Source organism: Pseudoxanthomonas sp. USHLN014, from assembly GCF_037153335.1.
GTDB lineage: Bacteria > Pseudomonadota > Gammaproteobacteria > Xanthomonadales > Xanthomonadaceae > Pseudoxanthomonas_A > Pseudoxanthomonas_A winnipegensis.
In genome coordinates, this window is sequence record NZ_JBBCKO010000007.1 from 51,857 (window position 1) to 74,390 (window position 22,534).

20 protein-coding genes are annotated in these 22,534 nt (G+C 68.8%); 3 read left to right on the forward strand and 17 right to left on the reverse strand.

What is annotated here, in order from left to right; translation table 11 throughout:
* Positions 1-215: 215 nt before the first annotated feature.
* The 3 genes from WFQ05_RS13545 to fucP all read right to left on the reverse strand — a co-directional run bounded on the left by WFQ05_RS13545 (position 216) and on the right by fucP (position 4,716).
* On the reverse strand, positions 216-2,252 hold the full coding sequence (locus tag WFQ05_RS13545) for a M1 family metallopeptidase (protein WP_337054214.1): 2,037 nt from the start codon (positions 2,250-2,252) through the stop codon (positions 216-218).
* A 149-nt stretch (positions 2,253-2,401) separates the two neighbouring features.
* Positions 2,402-3,163, reverse strand: coding sequence for a bifunctional demethylmenaquinone methyltransferase/2-methoxy-6-polyprenyl-1,4-benzoquinol methylase UbiE (ubiE, locus tag WFQ05_RS13550; protein ID WP_130515519.1), 762 nt, complete (start codon positions 3,161-3,163; stop codon positions 2,402-2,404).
* A gap of 242 nt (positions 3,164-3,405) precedes the next feature.
* Positions 3,406-4,716, reverse strand: coding sequence for an L-fucose:H+ symporter permease (gene fucP, locus WFQ05_RS13555; protein WP_130523202.1), 1,311 nt, complete (start codon positions 4,714-4,716; stop codon positions 3,406-3,408).
* A gap of 125 nt (positions 4,717-4,841) precedes the next feature.
* Between fucP and WFQ05_RS13560 the strand changes: the two genes are divergently transcribed.
* On the forward strand, positions 4,842-5,297 hold the full coding sequence (locus WFQ05_RS13560) for a nucleoside deaminase (protein WP_130515515.1): 456 nt from the start codon (positions 4,842-4,844) through the stop codon (positions 5,295-5,297).
* Between the two features lie 147 nt (positions 5,298-5,444).
* Here the strand turns inward: WFQ05_RS13560 and WFQ05_RS13565 are convergent, their stop codons facing one another.
* From WFQ05_RS13565 to WFQ05_RS13580, 4 genes are all read right to left on the reverse strand, one after another.
* Positions 5,445-5,870 carry a hypothetical protein gene (locus tag WFQ05_RS13565; RefSeq protein ID WP_337054215.1) on the reverse strand — a complete coding sequence of 142 codons (426 nt, stop codon included), beginning with the start codon at positions 5,868-5,870 and terminating at the stop codon, positions 5,445-5,447.
* Positions 5,871-6,230: 360 nt separating this feature from the next.
* Positions 6,231-7,598 (reverse strand): ATP-dependent protease ATPase subunit HslU, encoded by a 1,368-nt coding sequence (hslU, locus tag WFQ05_RS13570; RefSeq protein WP_205953477.1) that lies wholly within the window; start codon positions 7,596-7,598, stop codon positions 6,231-6,233.
* Between the two features lie 96 nt (positions 7,599-7,694).
* Positions 7,695-8,246 carry an ATP-dependent protease subunit HslV gene (gene hslV / locus WFQ05_RS13575; RefSeq protein WP_130515511.1) on the reverse strand — a complete coding sequence of 184 codons (552 nt, stop codon included), beginning with the start codon at positions 8,244-8,246 and terminating at the stop codon, positions 7,695-7,697.
* A 100-nt stretch (positions 8,247-8,346) separates the two neighbouring features.
* The gene (locus WFQ05_RS13580; RefSeq protein ID WP_131660913.1) at positions 8,347-8,685 is read right to left on the reverse strand and encodes a hypothetical protein; all 339 of its coding nucleotides are present in this window, start codon (positions 8,683-8,685) and stop codon (positions 8,347-8,349) included.
* Between the two features lie 342 nt (positions 8,686-9,027).
* Here WFQ05_RS13580 and WFQ05_RS13585 point away from each other — a divergent pair, with 342 nt between their 5' ends.
* Positions 9,028-10,254 (forward strand): M23 family metallopeptidase, encoded by a 1,227-nt coding sequence (locus tag WFQ05_RS13585; RefSeq protein ID WP_337054216.1) that lies wholly within the window; start codon positions 9,028-9,030, stop codon positions 10,252-10,254.
* A gap of 39 nt (positions 10,255-10,293) precedes the next feature.
* On the opposite strand, the gene xerC is transcribed toward WFQ05_RS13585, so the two are convergent.
* The 9 genes from xerC to WFQ05_RS13630 form a co-directional block, all read right to left on the reverse strand.
* On the reverse strand, positions 10,294-11,175 hold the full coding sequence (xerC, locus tag WFQ05_RS13590) for a tyrosine recombinase XerC (RefSeq protein WP_130533484.1): 882 nt from the start codon (positions 11,173-11,175) through the stop codon (positions 10,294-10,296).
* Positions 11,176-11,184: 9 nt separating this feature from the next.
* Complete coding sequence (locus tag WFQ05_RS13595) at positions 11,185-11,562, reverse strand: hypothetical protein (RefSeq protein ID WP_337054217.1); 378 nt, start codon at positions 11,560-11,562, stop codon at positions 11,185-11,187.
* Between the two features lie 10 nt (positions 11,563-11,572).
* Positions 11,573-12,250 (reverse strand): DUF484 family protein, encoded by a 678-nt coding sequence (locus WFQ05_RS13600; protein WP_130561215.1) that lies wholly within the window; start codon positions 12,248-12,250, stop codon positions 11,573-11,575.
* Positions 12,247-13,098, reverse strand: a complete 852-nt coding sequence (gene dapF / locus WFQ05_RS13605; protein ID WP_337054218.1) for a diaminopimelate epimerase — start codon at positions 13,096-13,098, stop codon at positions 12,247-12,249. Before dapF ends, WFQ05_RS13600 begins: the two co-directional genes overlap by 4 nt.
* Positions 13,085-13,333 carry a lipoprotein gene (locus WFQ05_RS13610; RefSeq protein ID WP_130515497.1) on the reverse strand — a complete coding sequence of 83 codons (249 nt, stop codon included), beginning with the start codon at positions 13,331-13,333 and terminating at the stop codon, positions 13,085-13,087. Before WFQ05_RS13610 ends, dapF begins: the two co-directional genes overlap by 14 nt.
* A 64-nt stretch (positions 13,334-13,397) precedes the next feature.
* Positions 13,398-13,823: a YbaN family protein gene (locus tag WFQ05_RS13615; protein WP_235871534.1), complete on the reverse strand. Its 426-nt coding sequence runs from the start codon at positions 13,821-13,823 to the stop codon at positions 13,398-13,400.
* A gap of 141 nt (positions 13,824-13,964) precedes the next feature.
* Entirely contained in the window at positions 13,965-16,094 is a 2,130-nt protein-coding gene (locus WFQ05_RS13620) for a S9 family peptidase (protein ID WP_337054219.1), read from the reverse strand.
* An 87-nt stretch (positions 16,095-16,181) separates the two neighbouring features.
* Complete coding sequence (locus WFQ05_RS13625) at positions 16,182-18,281, reverse strand: prolyl oligopeptidase family serine peptidase (protein ID WP_337054220.1); 2,100 nt, start codon at positions 18,279-18,281, stop codon at positions 16,182-16,184.
* A 74-nt stretch (positions 18,282-18,355) separates the two neighbouring features.
* Entirely contained in the window at positions 18,356-18,694 is a 339-nt protein-coding gene (locus tag WFQ05_RS13630) for a hypothetical protein (RefSeq protein WP_165394552.1), read from the reverse strand.
* A gap of 115 nt (positions 18,695-18,809) precedes the next feature.
* On the opposite strand from WFQ05_RS13630, the gene WFQ05_RS13635 reads away from it, so the two are divergent.
* Positions 18,810-19,421, forward strand: coding sequence for a lipocalin family protein (locus WFQ05_RS13635; protein WP_337054221.1), 612 nt, complete (start codon positions 18,810-18,812; stop codon positions 19,419-19,421).
* A 266-nt stretch (positions 19,422-19,687) separates the two neighbouring features.
* On the opposite strand, the gene secA is transcribed toward WFQ05_RS13635, so the two are convergent.
* Positions 19,688-22,435, reverse strand: coding sequence for a preprotein translocase subunit SecA (gene secA / locus WFQ05_RS13640; protein ID WP_337054222.1), 2,748 nt, complete (start codon positions 22,433-22,435; stop codon positions 19,688-19,690).
* Positions 22,436-22,534: the final 99 nt, after the last annotated feature.

The window sequence follows — 22,534 nt, forward strand, 5'->3', positions numbered from 1 at the left end:
CTCCCCTTTCGCGCAGCGAAGGGGGAGGCTGGGAGGGGGTGCTTTTGCTTTTGACTTAGCCGCGAAAAGCCCCCCTCCCCCTCCGTCACTAGCCGCGACTTCGAGCTCCCCTTGGCCTTCGGCCAAAGGGAGGGGGCGGAGCGCGTCGTCTGAAGGATGGCTGGAAGGCCGCCGCGCCCGCGGCTAGCGCGGGCCGAGGTCAACCCGAACGCCGCTTACTGTGCCGGCGGCTTGGTCGCGGCAGGCGTGCTCGCGGCCGGCGTCGAAGCCGCCGGTTCGGCCTCCGGAGCCGGCGTCGAGACAGGCGCAGAGGCAGCCGGCGCCGCCGCCTGACCCGCCTTGTCCAGCATCGCCTCCACCGAGCCGGTGGTGATCGGGTGATAGCCCGGCTTGGCCTTGGCGAACACCTCGCGGGCGAACTGCAGCCCCTCGGGCGTTTTCACCAGTTCGGCGTAGATCGGCATGATCAGCTTGCGCCGGCCGACGCGGCCGATGAACTCGCCCGCCGCCGGCCACACGTCGCGATCGCCGCTGCGGATGGCCAGCGGATACCAGCGCATGGCGATCTCGCCGTTCGGCGTGCCGGTGAAGTGGTAGGCCGCATCGAGCTGCTTGAGCTTGTCCACCGGCAGGGTCTGGCCCAGGCCTTCGATGAAGTGCACCCACTGCTGGGTCACCCAGTCCTCGGTGACCTGCTTGTTGGGCAGCGTGCCGCTGCCCAGCCAGGCGATGCGCGCGGTGTCCACCAGCGCGAACCCGCGCGACTGCGCGCGCGTGGCGAAGGCGGGAATGCCCGGCTGGTCGAGCCAAGCATCCAGCTCCGCCTGGGCGACCGCATTGGGATTCTTCGGCAACAGGTGCTGCTTCATGTAGGCGACGAACTGGTCGGTGGTCGCGCTCTGGAAGGCGTGGTCGTTGAACCAGCCGCGCAGGAACGGGTCGAACACCGCCCGCCCGAAGCGCTGCTCCAGGAACTGCAGGAACCAGGCGCCCTTGACGTAGGCGACCTGGCTCAGCGCCTCGTCCGGATCGGTCTCGCCCAGCGGCGGCAGCGCCAGCGCCTGCTGCGCCGGGGTCATGTCCTTGAGCTCGTTGAGCAGATCGGTCTGGTCGATCTGGCGCTCCATCTCGGCCATTTCCTGGCCATACACCGCCTCGGTGATGCGGCCCTGCACGTAGGTGGTGAAGCCCTCGTTGAGCCAGATGTCCTTCCACGAGGCGTTGGTCACCAGGTTGCCCGACCAGCTGTGCGCCAGCTCATGGGCCACCAGCGAGACCAGCGACTTGTCGCCGACGATCACCGTGGGCGTGGCGAAGGTCAGCGTCGGGTTTTCCATGCCGCCGAACGGGAACGAGGGCGGCAGCACCAGGATGTCGTAGCGGCCCCAGCGGTACGGGCCATACAGATCCTCGGTGGTGGTGATCATCTTCTCGGTGTCGGCGAACTCGGCCGCGGCCTTGTCGGCCATGGCCGGCTCGGCCCAGATGCCGGCGCGGTCGGAGAGCTTGCGGAACACCAGGTCGCCGGCGGCGATGGCCAGCAGGTAGGACGGGATCGGCTTGTTCTGCACGAAGAAGTAATCGCCGTCGCGCACCGCGGCCGGGTCGTTGCCGGCGCTCATCAGCACCATCACGTCGGGCCGGCTGGTCACGTGCGCGGTGTAGGTGAAGCGCACGCCCGGCGTGTCCTGCAGCGGCACCCAGCTGCGCGCATGGATCGCCTGGGACTGGCTGAACATGAAGGGCAGCTGCTTGCCCTCGGTCATCGACGGCGCCAGCCACTGCAGGCCCGAGGCGTCGGGCGAGGTGTGGTAGGTCACGCGCACCACCGGATTGCGCTGCGGCGCCTGGATGGTCAGCTTGCTGCCGAAGGTCTTGTCCGCGTCGGCCAGCGCGTACTGCAGCGGCGCGAAGGTCTTGCCGTCGGCGCCGGCGCCCTCGACCTTCTCGATGGTCAGCGCGCGCGTGTCGAGGACCAGCTCGGTGGCCTTGGGGTCTTTCCAGTCCAGCCGATAGGTGGCGGTGCCGCCGATCTGCTTGGTGTCGAAGTCCAGCTTGACGTCCAGCGCCAGGTCCTTGATCACGACCTTCTCGGGCTGGGCGTAGGAACTCTCGTCGTGGCGACGGTCGGGCTTGGACACGGCGGCGGCCTTGGGCGTGGCGGTGGGTGCGGTCTCGGACGTGGCCGATTCCTTCGAGCAGGCCGACAGCAGCAGGGCCGCGCAGGACAGGGTGAACAACACAGAGCGCATCGGGGGAATCAGCCGGTCTGGGACGGGAACCGGCATTCTAGCCCCTGCGTCCCGGGCCAATCCCACAACGCACAACGCCCGGCCTGGGCCGGGCGTTGCGTCGCGTGCCTGCGAGTGCGCCTGCGACCTCCAGGCGCCCGCCGGGCCTCTTAGACCTTGTAGCCGTCGTGGATGGCGACGATGCCGGCCGACAGGTTGGTGTAGCGGGTGCGGGCGAAGCCGGCCTCGGTCATCATCGCCTTGAGCTGGTCCTGCGGCGGATGCTTGCGGATCGACTCGGCCAGGTACTGGTAGCTGTCGGCGTCGCCGGCGAACAGCTTGCCCAGCTTGGGCAGCACCTTGAACGAATGGAAATCGTAGATCGGCCGGAACCACTCGGGCTTGACCTCGGAGAACTCCAGCACGCGCGCCTGGCCGCCGACCTTGAGCACGCGATGCATCTCGCGCAGCGCCGCGTCCTTGTCGGTCACGTTGCGCAGGCCGAAGGCGATGGTCACCAGGTTGAAGCTGTTGTCCGGGAACGGCAGCGCCTCGGCGTTAAGCTGCACGTATTCCAGCCCGGACACCAACCCGCGGTTGGTCAGCCGGTCGCGGCCGACGGTAAGCATGCCGGCATTGATGTCGCCCAGCACGATGCTGCCGGCCTTGCCGACGCGATCCTTGAGCAGCGCGGCGATGTCGCCGGTGCCGCCGGCCAGGTCCAGCACGCGGTCGCCGGGCTTCACCTGCGCGGTGGCGGCGAAGTAGCGCTTCCAGATCCGATGAATGCCCAGGCTCATCAGGTCGTTCATCAGGTCGTACTTGCCGGCGACCGAGGTGAAGACCTCGCCGACCAGCTTCTGCTTGTCGCGCGCGGCGACATCACGGAAGCCGAAGTGGGTGGTGCCGGAGGTATAGGGGGATTCGCTCATGCCCGCGATTATCGCACCGACCGGCGCGCGATGGCGTCGAGACCCCGCGCGCCGCCCCAAACGCAAAAGGCGCACCGAAGTGCGCCCTTGAATCTGCTCCCCCGCCGGCCTTTTGCCCCCTCCCTTTCGCGCAGCGAAGGGGAGCTCGAAGTCGCGGCTAGCGACTGAGGGGGAGGGGTGCTCTTCGCACTACGCCAAAAGACCTCGAGCCCCTCCCCCTTCGCCAGAGAGTCGATCCGCCCTCAGCGCTGCACCCCAGCCACCGGCACCGGCTCGCGCACCTTCGACCCGCTGATGCCGTAGTAAGCGATGTACAGATAGCACACCAGCGGCAGCACGAAGGCGTGGTGCAGACCGATATGGTCGGCCAGGAAGCCCATCAGCAGCGGCAGCACCGCGCCGCCGACGATGGCCATGATTAGCAGCGAGGAGGCGCGGTTGGTCAGCGGCCCCAGCTTGGCCATGCCCAGCGTGAAGATGGTCGGGAACATGATCGAATTGAACAGGCCGATGGCCACCACCGCATAGACCGCGGTCATGCCCGTCGTGGCCAACGTGACCAGCAGCAGCACCGTGGCCACGCCGGCGAACACCGCCAGCAGCTTGCCCGCGTCGATGCGCACCAGCAGCGCCGAGCCGACGAAGCGGCCGACCATCGCGCCGGTCCAGTAGGCCGACACGTAGTTGGTCGCCGCCTTCTCGGTCATCGCGCCGATGTCGGGCATGGCCAGGAAGTTGACCAGATAGCTGCCGATGGACACCTCGGCACCGACATAGAAGAACAGGCCCAGCACGCCCAGCAGCACGTGGCGATGGCGCAGCGGCTCGAAGATGCCGTAGTGGCGCCCGTCGCCCTGCTCGCTCTCTTCCGACAGCTTGGGCAGGCGGAAGGCGAAGATGAACACCGCCAGCGCGAACAGCGCGATCGCCAGGCCCAGGTAGGGCATCTGCACCGAGCTGGCCTCGGCGGTGCGATAGGCCAGCGCATCGGCCTGCGACATCGCGGCCACCTGCTCGGGCGTCTTCGGATCGGCCGCCAGGATCAGCAGGCCGCCGAACAGCGGCGCGATCGCGGTGCCCAGCGAGTTGAAGGCCTGCGACAGGTTCAGGCGGCTGGAGGCGGTCTTTTCCGGCCCCAGCAGCGCGACATAAGGATTGGCCGCCACCTGCAGCACGGTGATGCCGGTGGCCAGCACGAACAGCGCGAACAGGAACAGCGGATAGCTGTGCGCCCCGGCCGCCGGCCAGAACAGCAGCGCACCGACGCCGGCCACCGCCAGCCCGCAGACGATGCCGCCCTTGTAGCCCAGCGCGGCGACCACGCGACCGGCCGGCAGCGACATCAGGAAGTACGCGCCGAAGAAGGTGAACTGCACCAGCGCGGCCTGGGTGAAGTTCAGCGTGAACACCGACTTCAGATGCGGAACCAGGATGTCGTTGAGGCAGGTCAGGAAGCCCCACATGAAGAAGATGATCGTCACCACCGCCATGGCCAGCTTGGGCGTGGAGCGCGCCACCGAGGTCGAGGTGGGCGTGGGGGTGGCATGCATCATGGACAATCCTGGATTGGGGTGGTCGGCGACGGCGCAGAGTATTCCATGTCGCCCGTCCAGCTCCTGTTGCGATGCAATATCCTTTGGTCTAACGGCGATGTCCTCGCCCCTGCTGGAGCCCCTGCATGATCGCCACCCCCGACTACGCCGCCCTGCTGCGCACGGCCATCGACGAAGCCCGTGCCGGCCTGGCCGAAGGCGGCATCCCCATCGGCGCGGCGCTCTACCACGGCGACGGCCGCCTGCTCGGCTGCGGCCACAACCGCCGCGTACAGGAGGGCGACCCCTCCGTGCACGGCGAGACCGACGCCTTCCGCAAGGCCGGCCGCCAGCGCAGCTACCGCGACACGATCATGGTCACCACCCTGGCCCCGTGCTGGTACTGCTCGGGGCTGGTGCGCCAGTTCGGCATCGGCACCGTGGTGGTGGGCGAATCGCGCACCTTCCAGGGCGGCATCGACTGGCTGCGCGAATCGGGCGTGCAGGTCATCGACCTGGACGATCAGGAATGCGTCGACCTGCTCGGCGGCTTCATCGCCGCCCACCCCGAGGTGTGGAACGAGGACATCGGCGAAGACTGAAGCGGCTCACCGCCGTTCTTCGTCGTTCCTGCAAACGCGGGCCCCACCACGCAACCCACACCTCGTCGTTCCCGCGAACGCGGGAACCCAGGGACTTTGCTCGCCCAACACCGCGCACGATCGCCCCGCGCCGGCGCCGCGCTGCAATCAGCGCGGCTCGATATGGAACGCGCCGAAGGCCACGCCCAGATCCCAGCCCTTGCCCGTGCCGGCCAGCGACAGCGATACCTCGCCCTTGGTCATCACCTGGGCCTTGCTGGATTTCTCCACGCCTGCATGCGCTTCGGCGGTGGCATAGCTGCCCAGCAGCTCATCGATGCCGCGCACCTCGGTGAACTCGCCGCGCCCGTGGATGCTGGACTTGCCCACGGTCAGCCCGCCGCCCTTGGCGCTGACCTTCACCGCCATGCGCTGGCCGTTGTCGCAGGTGATTTCACCGGTGCCCTGGGAGGTCTTGTAGAACACCGACCATCCCGACATCTGGAAGGTCAGGTGGCAGGTGGTGCGCGCCTGCGCAGGCGCGGCGACGGCGGCCAGCGCGAGCGCCGACACGAGCACGAGAGGACGCAGCATGACGCACCTCGATGACGGGAAAGACAGGCGCAGCGTATGCCGCGCATCCAGAACGGACCGACAACGCGCTGTGACTACGCTGGGAGCCCTTGTCTGTTCCGACCACGTCGCGGCTTCCCTGTAGAGCGGAGCTTGTGGCAATCCCCTCTTGGGGGCTCCGCTGCATTTCGGCCGGATCGTGGAAAGCCCCAGCGGAGCAAGCTCCGCTCTACCTATGGGAGCCGCTGATGGCGGCGAGGGGCTTGATCGGCAAAGCCTCATCGCCGCCATGGCGGCTCCCACCAGGCATGGCATGCGTTGCCGGCACCACACGACGAAGGCGCCCGCAGGCGCCTTCGTCATCTCGACCGCCGGCCTCGGTCAGAGGATGTAACGGCTCAGGTCCGGATCCTGCACCAGCTCGCCCAGGTACTTGTCGACATAGGCGCGATCGACCGTCACCGCCTCGCCGTCGCGATCCGGCGCCTCGTAGCTGAGCGTGTCCAGCAACCGCTCGAGCACGGTGTGCAGGCGGCGCGCGCCGATGTTCTCCTGGCGCTCGTTGACCTGGAAGGCGATCTCGGCCAGTCGCTCCACCGCGTCGGGCTCGAAGGCCAGGGTCACGCCCTCGGTCTGCATCAGCTGCACGTACTGCCGGGTCAGGGCGGCCTTGGGCTCGGTGAGGATGCGCACGAAGTCCTCCTTGCTCAGCGCGCCCAGCTCCACGCGGATCGGGAAGCGGCCCTGCAGCTCGGGGATCAGATCGCTGGGTTTGGCCAGGTGGAACGCGCCGGAGGCGATGAACAGGATGTGGTCGGTCTTGACCGTGCCGTACTTGGTCGACACGTTGGAGCCTTCCACAAGCGGCAGCAGATCGCGCTGCACGCCCTCGCGACTGACATCGCCGCCGCCGACGTTCTCGCCGCGCTTGGCGACCTTGTCGATCTCGTCGATGAAGACGATGCCGTGCTGCTCGCAGGCCTCGATCGCCGCCGCGCGTACGTCGTCCTCGTTGACCAGCTTGGCGGCCTCTTCCTCGATCAGCTGCGGACGCGCGGCCTTGATGGTCACGGTGCGCTTGTGGGTCTTGGCCGCGCCCAGGCTGGAGAACATCTGCTTGAGCTGCTGGCCCATTTCCTCCATCCCCGGCGGGGTCATGATGTCCACGCCGCCGACGCTGGCGGCCAGCTCCAGCTCGATCTCCTTGTCGTCCAGTTCGCCCTTGCGCAGCATCCTGCGGAACTTGGCGCGGGTGTCGCTGTCCTGCGCGGACGGCTCGCTGGACACCACCGCCGGATCGAAGCCGATGCCGCCGCTGCGCTTGGGCAGCAGCGCATCGAGGAGGCGATCCTCGGCGCGCTCCTCGGCCTGGGTGCGCACCCGGGTCTTGGCCTGTTCGCGATACAGCTTGACCGCGGTATCGGCCAGGTCGCGGATGATCTGCTCGACGTCCTTGCCCACATAGCCGACCTCGGTGAAGCGCGTGGCCTCGACCTTGACGAACGGCGCATTGGCCAGCGTCGCCAGGCGCCGCGCGATCTCGGTCTTGCCCACGCCGGTGGGGCCGATCATCAGGATGTTCTTGGGCATGACCTCGTTGCGCAGCTCCGGCTCGAGCTGCGCGCGGCGCCAGCGGTTGCGCAGCGCGATGGCCACCGCGCGCTTGGCCGCGTGCTGGCCGACGATGTGCCGGTCCAGCTCCTGCACGATCTCGCGCGGGGTCATGGTGGAGTTATTCGCTTCGTTCATTGTGGGAATCGGGAATGGGAAATGGGGAATGGTCAAAAGCGGAGCCATCGGGATACGGGAAACCGCCTTTGCGATTCCCAATTCCCGACTCCCCATTCACAGCTCTTCGACCACCACGTTGCGGTTGGTATAGATGCAGATGTCGCCGGCGATGTTGAGCGCCTCGACCGCGATGGCCTTGGCCTCCAGCTCGGTATGCGCCAGCAGCGCGCGCGCGGCGGACAGGGCATAGGAGCCGCCGGAGCCGATGGCGATGATGCCGTCCTCCGGCTCGATCACATCGCCGGTGCCGCTGATGATCAGCGAGGTGTCCTTGTCGGCCACCGCCAGCAGGGCCTCGAGCTTTCCGTAGCGGCGCTCGGTGCGCCAGTCGCGCGCCATCTCGACCGCGGCGCGCTGCAGCTGGCCGTGCTTTTCCAGCTTGGCCTCGAACAGCTCGAACAGGGTGAAGGCATCGGCCGCGGCGCCGGCGAAGCCGGCCAGCACGTGGCCGTCGCGGCCCAGCCGCCGCACCTTGCGCGCATTGCCCTTCATCACCGTGTGGCCGAGCGTGACCTGGCCGTCGCCGGCGATGGCGACGTGGCCGTTGCGGCGCACCGACAGGATGGTGGTGGCGTGGAAGACGTTGGGGTTCTGACTGGGGTCCATGGCAGGCTCCGGAATGCTCCAGAGCAGATGGGGCGCCCAGCGCGGGTCTTCAACCCGCCCGCCGCGCCTGGGCCCAACGCCCAGGCGCGGCGGATCGTGCTTACTTCTTCGCCGGGCCCTGCTGCAGCGCCTTCAGGCGCTCGCACATCTGCTTGCCGCCATCGGGCGCGGACTTGATCCTGGCGATGCCCGCGTTGAAGCCGGCGTCGTACAAGGCATCGAAGCCGCTCGAATCGGCGCCCTTGCCGTAGATCGCCACGCGCGACTGTTCCTTGCGCGTCTTGGCCTGTTCCGGGGTGATGTTTCCGCACTGCTGCGCCAGTCCGTTGAGCTGCGCACCGTTCTTGATGATCGCGTCGCGGGTGGCGGCCGCGTCCTGGGCCATGGCGGGCGCGGCGATGGCCAGCGATAGCGTCAACGCGGAAAGGAACTGCCTCATGCAACGACTCCTGGTCCTGTTGAAGGGAGCCGCATCCTTGCCGGTCCAAGCTGAACCTTGACCAGATTGTCAGCCAGCGCAATACGCGGGTGTCATGTTCCTGCCATGCCCGCGGATGCACGCCTTCGCGGATCCTGCCCATATCCCGGGACGACTTTGCCTTCGTGGCGGATAAACACGCTCGTGGCGTCATGGATCACGCCTTGGTCCGGCGTGCGTCGATACGACTTTCAGGAGCGGGGCCCCTGCTGGGCCTTGCCAGCGCCCGACTCCGTTTCATCCCCGGTCAGCCTGCGCAGGACGCGGAGACCTTGCTAAGGTGCCTGGCATGGCAGCGCTCACATGCCTTTGCCCTGGATGATCATGCCTGCCATCAGACCCTTGCGTTCGCCGACGCGTCGCGCCCCTGGCAAGGCCGGCTTCTGGCTCGTGCTGGCGGCGCTGAACCTGCTCCTGCCCGCCGACGGCAATGCCGAGCGTGCCCTGGCGCCGGTCGAGGTGCGCACGCCGTGCGCGCCGATACCAGTGGTGGGTGACGATGGCCGCACGCACCTGGCGTACGAGCTGCATGTGACCAACTATTACCGCGACACCGGCGTGTTGCGGCTGCAGCGCATCGAGGTCTTCGCCGGCGAGGAGACCACGCCGCTCGCGAGCCTGACCGGCCGGGATCTGGTCCAGGCCGTGCAGCCCCGGACTGCCGACGAGGATGCCACCCAGGTTCTCGTCGCTGCGAGCATGCGCGCGGTCGCGTTCCTGTGGCTGACCCTGCCCGATGGCCGGCAGACGCCACGCGTGCTGCGCCATCGGCTCGTCTTCGTCGACGACAAGGGCCGGACCTCGCTGGTCGATGGCGCGTCTGTGGAGGTGGGCACGACCTCACCGCTCGTGCTGGGCCCGCCGCTGCCACCGGGACTGTGGCTGGCCAGCGAAGGGCCGGGCAACGCGCAATCGCATCACTGGGGCAGCCTGGTCGCGGTCAATGGCCAGCTCACCGTTCCACAACGCTATGCCATCGATGTGTTCGGCCTCGACGCGAACGGCCGCGCCCTGCGCGGTGGTGCGGTCGACTTCAGCAGGAGCCGGCGCGAGGACTGGATCGGCTACGGCGCGCAGGTCCTGGCCGTGGCCGACGGCGTGGTGCGCGATGTCCATGACGGCGCCCCGGAGCACGCGCCCCTGGAAGCGCAGGCCGAGCCCGATTCGCTGACCGCGCAGGGCCTGTATGGCAACTACGTGGTGCTTCAGATCGCGCCGAAGGTGTTCGTCCACTACGCCCATCTGCAACCCGGCAGCGTGGCGGTCACCGTGGGACAGCGGCTGCATCGCGGGCAGGTGCTCGGGCGCCTGGGTCAATCGGGTAATTCCAACGGGCCCCACCTGCACTTCCACGTCTCCAACGCGGCGACGTTCGAAGGCTCGGAAGGCTTGCCGTTCGTGTTCGACAGCAATCGGTCTCCGGGCCACTGGTCGCTCACTCAGGCGATCGACCCGGAGGCAAAGTTCAGCCCGGATCGCATCCCCCATTCCAGACAGATGCCACTGGATGGCGAAGTGCTCGGGTTCTAGGCCGCGCAGCGCGTGCCGGAATCGGCCGGGCGCGCCGGATCAGACCTTGCGCTTGGCGCGCGGATGCGCGCCGTCGTAGACCTTGGCCAGGTGCTGGAAGTCCAGGTGCGTATAGATCTGCGTGGTGGCGATGTCGGCATGGCCGAGCAGTTCCTGCACGCCGCGCAGGTCGCCGGAGGATTCGAGGATATGGCTGGCGAAGCTGTGCCGCAGCATGTGCGGATGCACGTGCTTGAACAGCCCCTGGCGCTGCGCCAGCTGCTGGATGCGCAGCTGCACGGCGCGCTGCGAGATCGTGCCGCCGCCGCGGCCGGGGAACACCGGCGCGGCGTCCTCCGCCGGCTTTTCCTCGCGCCAGGCCGCCAGCGCGGCGCGCGCGTGCGAGCCCACCGGCACGATGCGCTGCTTGCGGCCCTTGCCCAGCACGGTGACCACGCCGGCGGCCAGATCCAGGTCGGACCAGCGCAGCGCGCACAGTTCGCTCAGGCGCAGCCCGGAGGAATAGAACAGTTCCAGCAGCGCGCGATCGCGCAGGCCCAGCGGCGCATCGGTCGGCACCTCGACCAGGCGCACGGCCTCGTCGGCGTCGAGCACCTTGGGCAGCTTGCGCGGCGCCTTGGGCGCGCGCAGCCCGGCCACGGGACTGGCGGCGATGCGCCCGTGCTTGAGCAGCCACAGATAGAAGCTGCGGCAGGCCGACAGCCGGCGCTGCAGACTGGTCGGCGCCAGCCCCTGGCGATGGCCGGCGGCGATGAAGGCCCGCAGCTGATCGGCCTGCAGCGCCTCGACCGGCGTGCCGTCCTGCGTCTGCGCGGCCCACTGGGTCAGCGCCGTCAGGTCGCGGCGATAGGCGTCCAGCGTATGCGCCGAGACCTGGCGCTCGACACGCAGGTGATCGAGGAAGGCCTCAACGGCGGACATGCCGCGGCCTCACTGCTGCATCCGATGGCGCAGCATGCGCTGCACCAGGCGCAGGTAGCGCGCCGGCGCCTGCGGCAGCAGCGCCATCGCCACCGACAGCAGCAGCACCGCGGTGACCACCGCGGGCACCAGCAGCGCATCCACGTACAACCAGCCGGTGCTCATCGCAGCGCCGATCGCGAACAGGCCACGCGTGTGCGAGAGGTGTTCGCTGGAACAGCGCATGGCCGAGACCTGGGCGATCACCAGCAGCACGCAGGTCGCCGCGAGCGCGACGCCCCAGGCGCCCTGCGACACCGGTTGGCGCCGCGCGTACACGCCGGTGGCCAACAGCGGCCATAGCCGGAAGATCGCCATGGACAGCATGACCCAGGCGCGGAAGAACATCGCCCTCGCCCTAGGCGTCGAAGCGCTTCAACGCGGTGGTCAGCGCCTCGCCCATCATGCGCAGGAACAGCGTGCCCATGCCGGGGTAGAAGCGGTTGCCATCGCGGCTGCCGACGGCCACCAGGCCCACGCCGGGCAGCGGCAGCAGCGCCGAGGAACCGATCTCCTCGGCCTGGGCGGCGTAGAGCAGCGTGTTCTTCTGCGGCTGCAGGCGCCCGCACAGCGGCTCGCCATCGGCCAGGCAGTCGCGGAACGGGACCAGGTGCGAGCTGCCCTCGGCGATCGACTGCAGCCAGGGCGCGTCGGCCAGCGACTCCGGCAGCGGCGCGAAGATCACGATCCGCACCAGATCGCCCTGGAAATCCTCCTCCAGCGAGGCCGCCATCGCCGCCAGCGTGTCGGCGACGCTGGACTGGCGCATCAGCGCCAGGGTCAGCTGGTGCACGCGCACGGCCAGGCGCTCGTTCTCCAGCGCGTTGGCCGACAGTTCGCCCAGGCGGCGCGAGAGCTCGCGGTTCTTGTCGCGCAGCACCTCCAGCTGGTAGCTGGCCAGCGAGGCGGCCGGGCCCTTCTCGCGCGGCACCACCAGGGTCTGGGCCAGGTCCGGAAACTGCTGCAGGAAACCCGGATGCCGGCGCAGCCAGGCGGCCACCTCGTGGCTGCCGAGTTTCTCGTTGGTCTCGCTCATTGCGTCCATTCCCCTTCGAACACGAATGTCGCCGGCCCGGACATCACCACCTCGGCGGCATCGTCGGGCCAATCGATCTGCAGGTCGCCGCCGGGCAGCGACACGGTGACGCTGCGCTCGACCAGGCCGGCGCGCATCAGCACCACCGCCGCCGCGCAGGCGCCGCTGCCGCAGGCCAGGGTTTCGCCGACGCCGCGCTCGAGCACGCGCAGCCCGATGCGCTGGCGGCTGATCACCTGGGCGAAGCCGACGTTGACCGATTCGGGAAACGTCGCGCTGGCCTGCAGCGCCGGGCCCAGCTCGGCCACCGGGGCGCTGGCGACATCGGCCACCTGCACCACCGCATGCGGATTGCCCATCGACACCGCGCCGAACACCACCGCCTCGCCGTCGATCCGCACCGAATAGCTCGGCTGCTCGCTGTCGAACCCGGCCAGCGGCACCTGCGCCGGCTGCCAGCGCGGCACGCCCATGGCCACGGCGAAGCCGGCCTCGGTGCGCTCCACGCGGTGGGTACCGGCGGGGCTGTCCATCTGGAAGGGCGCCTCGGCCTGGGCCAGGCCGGCACGCACCAGCCAGGCGGCGATGCAGCGCGCGCCGTTGCCGCACTGGCCCGAGAGCGAGCCGTCGGCGTTCCAGATCCGGTACGAGGCGACCGAGCCCTCGGCCCGCGGCGCCTCGATGGTCAGCAACTGGTCGCAGCCCACGCCGCGATGGCGGTCGGCCAGGTGCGCGGCCAGGGCCGCGTCCGGCGCGGAGCGTCCGCCGCGCAGGTCGAGCACGACGAAGTCGTTGCCCGCCCCATGCATCTTGGAGAACCGCAGCGGTGAGGTGTCAGGGCTTGCCATTGCCACTGCCCTGGTCGATGGCCTGGGTGGCAGCATCGTCCTGCGGGCTCGGTGCGGAGGTGGGTTCCTGCGGCTTGACCTGCACCGGCGGCGCGCCGGTCTGGGTCTTGGGTGCCGGGGCGGGCTGCTGCACCGGCGTGGGCCGCTCCGGCAGCACCAGCGGACCCTTGTTGCCACAGGCCGACAGCGCCAGCAGCACGGCGCTTACGAGCGCGATTCGCGATACGGTCTTCATGGCTCGAGTATAGCGATTGCCGGCGCACAACCGCCGGCGCGGGCCGCACGCGATCAGCGCCGCGTCACGGCGCCGGCGGCGGCTCGGGCCGCTGCCACATCCACAGCACCACCGCCGACAGACAGGCCACCGGAATGGCCGACAGCCACCAGTGCGCCGGCGTCAGCCAGACCATCGCGGTCACGGTGAATGCGGCGCTGGCCAGCATGGTCCAGCTCGCCAGCCACTTGGCCCGGCGCGGGATCGCCCCGTGCGCCTGCCAGTCGTGGATCAGCGGGCCGAAGTGCCGATGCGACAGCAGGGCACGGTGCAGGCGCTCGGACCCGCGCGAGGCGGCGAAGGCCGCGATCAGGATGAACACCGTGGTCGGCATCACCGGCAGGAACAGCCCGATCAGGCCCAGCAGCAGGCTGGTCCAGGCCAGCAGCCACCAGGCCCAGCGAAAGCGGCTGGGGGGCGGCGTCAGTTCCGGCGGCAGGGGCGTGTCCACCTGCGTATTGTCGCCCGCCGCGCGTGTAGGCGGCATCGCGAAAGGCGCACGCTGCGTTGCAGGCCGCGCCGATGTCCCCACGGGTGGGAACATCGGTGCGCCGGGTCGGCCGGGGCGGGTCAGCCCCGGGCCGGGGTGCGCTCAGTGCTGCTGGGTCACGCCCAGCTGGTCGAGCATGAAGGCGTAGTACTCGGACATTTCCTGGTAGCGGCGGAAACGGCCGGACTTGCCGCCGTGGCCGGCTTCCATGTTCGTGCGGAACACCACCGGCTGCTTGCCGGTGTCCAGATCGCGCAGGCGCGCCACGTACTTGGCCGGCTCCCAGTACTGCACCTGCGAGTCCCACAGCCCGGTGCCGACGAACATCGCCGGGTAGGCCCGCTTCTTCAGATTGTCGTAGGGCGAGTAGGCGACGATGTAGTCGTAGAACTCGCGCTTCTCCGGGTTGCCCCACTCATCGTACTCGTTGGTAGTCAGCGGGATGCTCGGGTCGAGCATGGTGGTGACCACGTCCACGAACGGCACCTGCGAGATGATCACGCGGTAGTCGTCCGGCGCCATGTTGGTGATCGCGCCCATCAGCAGGCCGCCGGCGCTGCCGCCCATGGCCGCGACGCGGTCCTTGGCTGCGTAACCCTGTTTGACCAGCGCCTCGGTGACGTCGATGAAGTCGGTGAAGGTGTTCTTCTTCTTGAGCAGCTTGCCGTTGTCGTACCAGGCCCGGCCCATCTCCTCACCGCCGCGGATGTGAGCGATGGCGTAGACCATGCCGCGATCGAGCAGGCTCACCACCGGCCCGGAGAAGCCAGGATCCATCGACATCCCGTAGCTGCCGTAGCCGTACTGCAGCAGCGCGGCGGTGCCGTCCTTCTTGAAGCCCTTCTTGTAGACCAGCGACACCGGCACCTTGGTGCCGTCGCGCGCGGTCACCCACAGCCGCTCGGTGGTGTACTTGGCCGGGTCGTAGCCCAGCACCGGCTGCTGCTTGAGCAGGCGGCGCTCGCCGGTGACGGTATTGAGCTCGTAGGTCGTGGCCGGCGTGGTCAGCGAGGTATAGCTGTAGCGCAGCCACGGCGTGTCGTGCTCGGGATTGGCGTCCAGGCCCATCGAATAGGCCGGCTCATCGGCCTGGACATAGGAGGACTTGCCGTCCTTGCCCAGCAGCCGGATGCGCTCCAGCCCTTCCGAGCGCTCGCCGATCGCGGTGAAGCCGTCGAACAGCTCGAAGCCGTCGATGTAGACGCTGTCGCTGTGCGCGATCCAGTCCTTCCAGTCCTTGCGCGCGGTGGCGCCGTCGGCGGCGGTCACGATCTTGAAGTTGGTCGCGCCGTCGGCGTTGGTGCGGATCACCCAGCGGCCGTCGAAATGGTCGGCGTCGTATTCCACATCGCGCGCGCGCGGCGCCAGCACGGTGAAGGCCTGCGGATCGGCCGCCGGCGCGTAGCGCTCCTCGCTGGAGACCGTGCTGTGCACGCCGATGGTGATGTACTTGTCGTCGCGGGTGCGGCCCAGGCCCATGTAGAAGCTGTCGTCGTGCTCCTCGTAGACCAGCGTGTCCTGCGCCACCGGGGTGCCCAACACGTGCTTCTTCACGCGCACGGTGAGCAGCGTCTCCGGGTCGTTCTCGACGTAGAACAGGGTCTTGTTGTCGTCGGCCCAGACCACGTCGGGCGACACGCCCGGGATCTGGTCCGGCAGCACCTGGCCGGTGCTCAGGTCCTTGAAGCGGATCGTGTACTGCCGCCGGCCGACCGCGTCGTCGGCATAGGCCAGCAGACGGTTGTCCTGGCTGACCTCCCAGGTGCCGACGCTGTAATAGCCCTTGCCGTCGGCCAGCGCGTTGACGTCCAGCATCACCTCTTCCGGCGCCTCCATGCTGCCCTTGCGGCGGGCGTGCACGGGATAGTCCTTGCCGGTCTCGAAACGGGTGTAGTACCAGTAGCCGCGCTCGCGGTACGGCACCGAGGCATCGTCCTGCTTGATGCGCGCGACGATCTCCTTGTACAGCGTGTCCTGCAGCGGCTTGAGCGGCGCCAGCACCGCATCGGCGTAGGCGTTCTCGGCCTTGAGGTAGTCGAGCATCTGCGGGTTGGTGCGCTTATCGTCGCGCAGCCAGTAGTACTCGTCCTGACGCTGCGCGCCGAACGGCGCGGTGACCACGTGCGGCTTCTTGGCCACGTCCGGCGGCGTGGCCTGGGCGGCGGCGAGGGTCGAGGGAATGGAAGTGCTCATCAGCAGGGTCGCGGCCAGCAGGGCGGGAAGGGGCTTCATGGATAGGTCCGTCTGGATCGGGTTGCAAGGGCCGGACGCGGGCGCCGCGCATCCTGCGGCGCCCGCGCCCTGCGTCGGCGGCTCACGTCACTTGCTCAGCTGTTCCCACAGGAAGGTGTAGGCCAGCGCGTTCATGTGCGCGGACTGGGCGTTGTTGGCCGCGCCGCCGTGGCCGCCCTCGATGTTCTCGTAGTAGCGCACGTTCTTGCCGGCGTCGAGCATCTTGGCCGCCATCTTGCGCGCGTGACCGGGGTGGACGCGGTCGTCGCGGGTGGAGGTCAGGAACAGCGTCGGCGGGTAGTCCTTGCCCGCATCGAACAGGTGATACGGCGAGAAGGTCTTGATGTAGTCCCAGTCGGCCGTGTCCGGGTTGCCGTACTCGGCCATCCACGAGGCGCCGGCCAGCAGGTGGCTGTAGCGCTTCATGTCCAGCAGCGGCACCTGCACCACGATCGCGCCGAACAGCTGCGGATACTGGGTCAGCATGTTGCCCATCAGCAGGCCGCCGTTGCTGCCGCCCATCGCGCCCAGGTGGGCGGGCGAGGTGATCTTGCGCGCGGCCAGATCCTGGGCCACCGCGGCGAAGTCCTCGTAGGCCTTGTGCCGGTTGGCCTTGAGCGCGGCCTGGTGCCAGCGCGGTCCGTATTCGCCGCCGCCGCGGATGTTGGCCACCGCGTATACGCCGCCCTTCTCCAGCCAGCCCTTGCCGATGCCGCCGGAATAGCCGGGCGTCATCGAGATCTCGAAGCCGCCATAGCCGTACAGCAGGGTCGGCGCGCGGCCGTCGTACTTCAGGTCCTTGGGCCGCACCAGGAAGTACGGCACGCGCGTGCCGTCCTTGGAGGTGGCGAAGTGCTGCTCGATCACATCGCGCGAGGCGTCGAAGAAGGTCGGCATCGTCTTCAGCGGCGCCAGCGCGGCCGTCGGCGCGTTGGCGTCGGCCAGCATCAGCGTGGTCGGCGTCAGGTAGTCGGTGACGGTCAGCCACAGCGCGTCGGAATCGTCGCCGTCCACGGCGCTGGCGCTGATCGCGCCGAAGGCCGAGTCGCCCACCTTCAGCGGCGTGGACACCCACTTGCCCTCGGTGTGGGTCAGCACGCTGAGGCGGTTCTTGACGTCCTGCATGACGTTGAGGACGACGTGGTGCCGGGTGAAGGTGACCCCGGCCAGCGAGGTCGTGTCGGTCGGCTCGAACAGCACCTCGAAGTCGCGCTTGCCGGCCATGAAGTCGTCGAAGCGCGCGACCAGCAGCGAGCCGGCCTTGTAGGTCTTGCCGCCGACGGTCCAGGGCTCGCGCAGCTCCAGCGCCAGCCATTCGCGCTGCACGGTCTTCTGCGCCGAGTTGGGCGCATCGATCTTGGTCAGTGCGCCATCCTTGCCGCGCAGATAGAGCTCGTCGTTGTAGAAGGCGATGGTGCGGGTGACGAAGTCGCGCTCGAAGCCCGGCGTGGCGTCATGCGCGGCCGCGATGTACATGTCCTCCGGCTTGCCCTCGTAGACGAGCTTGGCCGAAGCCAGCGGCGTGCCGCGCTTCCATTCCTTGACGATGCGCGGATAGCCCGAGGTGGTCAGGCTGCCGTCGCCGAAATCGGTGTAGACATAGACGGTGTCGGCATCGATCCAGCCCAGGCCGCCCTTGGCCGCCGGCCGGTAGAAGCCGTCCTTGACCCAGGTCTTGGTGGTCAGGTCGAACTCGCGGGTGACATCGGCATCCGAGCCGCCGCGCGAGAGCGCGATCAGGCAGCGGGTGTAGTCGGGCTTGCGGCATTCGGCGCCGTGCCAGACCCAGGTCTCGTGCTCGGCGGCGTTGAGCGCGTCAAGGTCCAGCACGGTCTCCCAGGTGGGATTGGGCTTGCGGTACTCGGCCAGCGTGGTGCGGCGCCAGACGCCGCGCGCGTGGTCCTTGTCCTTCCACAGGTTGTAGTAGTAGTCGCCGATCTTGCTGACGTAGGGGATCTTGGCGTCCGAGTCCAGGATCGCGCGGATCTGCCCTTCCAGCTGCTTGAACTGCGGCGTGCCGGCAAGCTGCGCCTCGGTGACCGCGTTGTGCTCCTTGACCCAGGCCAGCGGCCGGGCGCCTTCGACCTCTTCCATCCACTGGTAGGGGTCGTTGTCCACGGGGGTCTCCTGGGCATGGGCGCTGGCGGCGGCGAGGCCGGCGACCAGGGCGAGGGCGAATCGGTTCAAGGCGGGCTCCATACGAGGCATTGCAGCCGCCGCACGCTAGCACAGCCCTCGCGGTGCCCTGCCCGTGCCGAAGGTCAGGCCACGCGGGCGGGCGAACGGCTGCGTGACCCGATGGTCATCGAGCGGCGGCGGCGGGCCTGCTGACCGCCGCGCCGACGCCGCGGCACCGCATCGATGGCCGGATGCGCCGGCGCGGGCCAGGACGGCAGGCGGAAGCGGTGCAGCGACCACCACGCTACCAGCGGCAGACCGGCCAGCCATAGCGGGGTCCAGCCCAGGGCCTCGGTCGATCCGCGCGCGGCCGGCAGCAGGACCACCAGGGCCAGGCCGGTCAGCGCGATCGTGCGCAGGGTCAGCTCCAGGCGGGGATCGGCGTGGGAAGCGGTGCGGGCAGCGTGCGAAACGTGGGCCATGGCGGTGCGTCCGGTCGGAGGTGGAAGCGCAGGCTGCCCGCGCCCCTTCTCACCGGTTGCGACCGCCGCGCGGGCGAACGCGGCCTTGACGCCGGCCGGCCTAGCCTGCTCGCCGATGCCCGCCCTGCCGACCATCGCCTCGCCCCGGAAGCGCCGCCACCTGCTGGCCCTGGCGCTGCTGCCCCTGATCGCCGCCTGCGGGACCGTGCCCATGCCGACCACAAGTACCGACGCCGCCCCGCCGATCGACCTGCCGCGCTTCATGGGCGCCTGGCATGTGATCGCCCATGTGCCCTACTTCGGCGAGCGCGGCCATGTCGCCAGCCGCGACGAGTACCGGCTCAAGCCCGGCGGCGGCATCGCGGTGCATTACGTCTATCAGGAAGGCTTCGGCGAGCCGGTCAAGACCCTGGACTCGCGCGCCACGGTCAAGGCCGGCACCGGCAACCGGCGCTGGACGACCTGGTTCTTCGGCGTGATCCCGACCAAGTACCGCATCCTGGAGACCGCGCCGGACTACTCCTGGGCGCTGGTCGACTATCCGGGCCGCGACCTGGCCTGGATCTTCTCGCGCACCGCCGACCTGCCCGATGCGCAGTACGCCGACCTGGTGGCCCGGATGCGCGCCCACGGCGTGGACACGGGCAAGCTGGTCCGCGTACCGCAGCTGGCCGAGCAGGAAGGCAAGCCGGGCTTCGCGCCGGCGAAGAAGCCGCAGGCGCGCTAGCACGCGCTCCGGTCTCGCAGTGCCGCCGCTGTTCCGTAGAGCGGAGCTCGCTCCGCTGTGGCTCTCCCAACAATCCGACCGAAGAGCCGTAGAGCGGAGCTTGCTCCGCTATGGCTCTCCCGATGATCCGAACGAAGAGCAGCGGAGCAAGCTCCGCTCTACACGGTGCGTGGTCCGGATCATGCGAGTGCCGCAGTGCCCGGAACGAGAAAAGCCCGGATGGCGACATCCGGGCTTCTTCGTTTTCACCGGGTGCTGGGCCTGGATCAGCTCAGCTGGCCGTGGCAGTGCTTGTACTTCTTGCCGCTGCCGCAGGGGCAGGGATCGTTGCGGCCCACCTTGGGCTCGTCGCGGAACACCGTGGCCGGAGCGGCGGCCGCGGCAGCCTGCGCGGCCTGCACCTGCGCGGCTTCCTCGTCGGCGCCATAGCCACCGGTGGGCGCGTGCTGGAACTGCATGGCGCGCTGCTGGGCCTCGGCCACGCGGCGCTCCTGGGCCTCCAGTTCGGCCACCTCCTCCTCGCTGCGGATGCGCAGGCGCGCCAGGATGGTGATCACCTCCCGCTTGACGCCTTCCAGCATCTCCGAGAACAGCTCGAAGGCTTCCTTCTTGTACTCCTGCTTGGGCTGCTTCTGCGCATAGCCGCGCAGATGGATGCCCTGGCGCAGATAGTCCATGCGCGCCAGATGCTCCTTCCAGCCCTTGTCGAGCACGGTCAGCATGACGTGCTTCTCCAGCGCGCGCATGGTCTCGGCGCCGATCTGCTCTTCCTTCTGCGCGAAGTGCGTGTCCATCGCCTCTTGCACCAGCGCCTCGATGCGCTCGGCGTCCAGTTCCTCGAACTGGGTCGGCCACTGCGTCACCGGCAGGTCCAGGCCCGCCTCGGCGGCCAGCTCGGCCTGCAGGCCGGGCAGGTCCCACTGCTCGTCGACCGAATTGGCCGGCACGTGACGCGCGACCAGGTCGGCGACCACGTCGCCGCGGATGCCCTCGATGTTCTCCTTCACCGACTCGGCGTCCAGCAGCTCGTCGCGCTGGGCGTAGATGACCTTGCGCTGGTCGTTGTTGACGTCGTCGAAGTCCAGCAGGTTCTTGCGGATGTCGAAGTTGTGCGCCTCGACCTTGCGCTGGGCCTTCTCGATCTGGCGGCTGACGAGGCGATCCTCGATCACGTCGTCCTCCTTCATGCCGATCAGCTTCATCGCCTTCTGCACCCAGTCGCTGGCGAAGATGCGCATCAGGTTGTCTTCGAGCGACAGGTAGAAGCGCGAGGAACCCGGGTCGCCCTGGCGGCCGGAACGGCCGCGCAGCTGGTTGTCGATGCGGCGGCTCTCGTGGCGCTCGGTGCCCACGATGTGCAGGCCGCCGGCTTCCTTGACCTGCTCGTGGCGGGTCTTCCACTCCGAACGCACGCGGGCGATGTCCAGCTCCGAGGCGTCCTCGCCCAGCGCGGCCAGTTCGGCCTCCAGCGAACCGCCCAGCACGATGTCGGTGCCGCGGCCGGCCATGTTGGTGGCGATGGTCACCGCGCCCGGACGGCCGGCGTTGGCGACGATCGAGGCCTCGCGCTCGTGCTGCTTGGCGTTGAGCACCTCGTGCGGGACCTTGTTCGTGCGCAGGTGCTCGGAGAGCATCTCCGAGGTCTCGATCGAGGTGGTGCCCACCAGCACCGGCTGGCCGCGCTTGTAGCAGTCCTGGATGTCGGCCAGCACCGCGTTGAACTTGCCCTTGCGGTTGAGGAACACCTGGTCCGGCGAATCCTTGCGGATGGTCGGCCGGTGGGTCGGGATCACGATCACTTCCAGGCCGTAGATGCTCTGGAACTCGTAGGCCTCGGTGTCCGCCGTACCGGTCATGCCGGCCAGCTTGTTGTACATGCGGAACAGATTCTGGAAGGTGATCGAGGCCAGCGTCTGGTTCTCGCGCTGCACCTGCACCCCTTCCTTGGCCTCGACCGCCTGGTGCAGGCCGTCGGACCAGCGCCGGCCCACCAGCGTGCGGCCGGTGAACTCGTCGACGATCACCACCTCGCCGTCGCGCACGATGTAGTCCACGTCGCGCTGGTAGATGGCATGGGCACGCAGGGCGGCGTTGAGGTGATGGACCACGCCCAGGTTCTGCGGCGAGTACAGGCCATCGTCCTCGTCGTCCTTCAGGATGCCGGCCTGGCGCAGCAGGTCCTCGGCGTGGGTCTGGCCGGCCTCGGACAGGTGCACCTGCTTGGACTTCTCATCGACCCAGTAGTCGCCCTCGCCTTCCTCGCTCTCCTGCTTGATCAGCGCCGGCACGATGCGGTTGACGCGCACGTACAGTTCGGGCGAATCGTCGGCCGGGCCGGAGATGATCAGCGGCGTGCGCGCCTCGTCGATCAGGATCGAGTCGACCTCGTCGACGATGGCGAAGTTGAGCTGGCGCTGGTAGCGGTCCTCGCGCGCCATGGCCATGTTGTCGCGCAGGTAGTCGAAGCCGAACTCGTTGTTGGTGCCGTAGGTGATGTCGCTGGCGTAGGCCGCGCGCTTGTCGCCGTGCGGCATGCCCGGGTAGACCACGCCCACGCTCAGGCCCAGCCAGTTGTACAGCTTGCCCATCTGCGCCGCGTCGCGGCGGGCCAGGTAGTCGTTGACCGTGACCACGTGCACGCCCTTGCCTTCCAGCGCGTTGAGGTACACGGCCAGGGTCGCGACCAGGGTCTTGCCCTCGCCGGTGCGCATCTCGGCGATCTTGCCCAGGTGCAGCACCATGCCGCCGACCAGCTGCACGTCGTAGTGGCGCAGGCCCAGCACGCGGCGCGAGGCCTCGCGGCACACGGCGAAGGCCTCGGGCAGGATCTTGTCCAGCGCCTCGCCCTCGGCGACGCGCTTCTGGAATTCGGGGGTCTTGGCCTTCAGTTCCTCGTCGCTGAGCTTCTGCAGCTCCGGTTCCAGCGCATTGATGCGCACCACCAGGCGGTCGAGCTGTTTGAGCAGACGTTCGTTACGGCTGCCGAAGACGCGGGTGAGCAAGCTGTTGATCATGAAGAAGAACCGGAATGGGAAGGAGCGTCGGCACCACCGCTGGCCTCTTTGCTTCCCCAAGGCCGGATGCCGAAAAACGCAACGCGGGCGCAAGGCGCC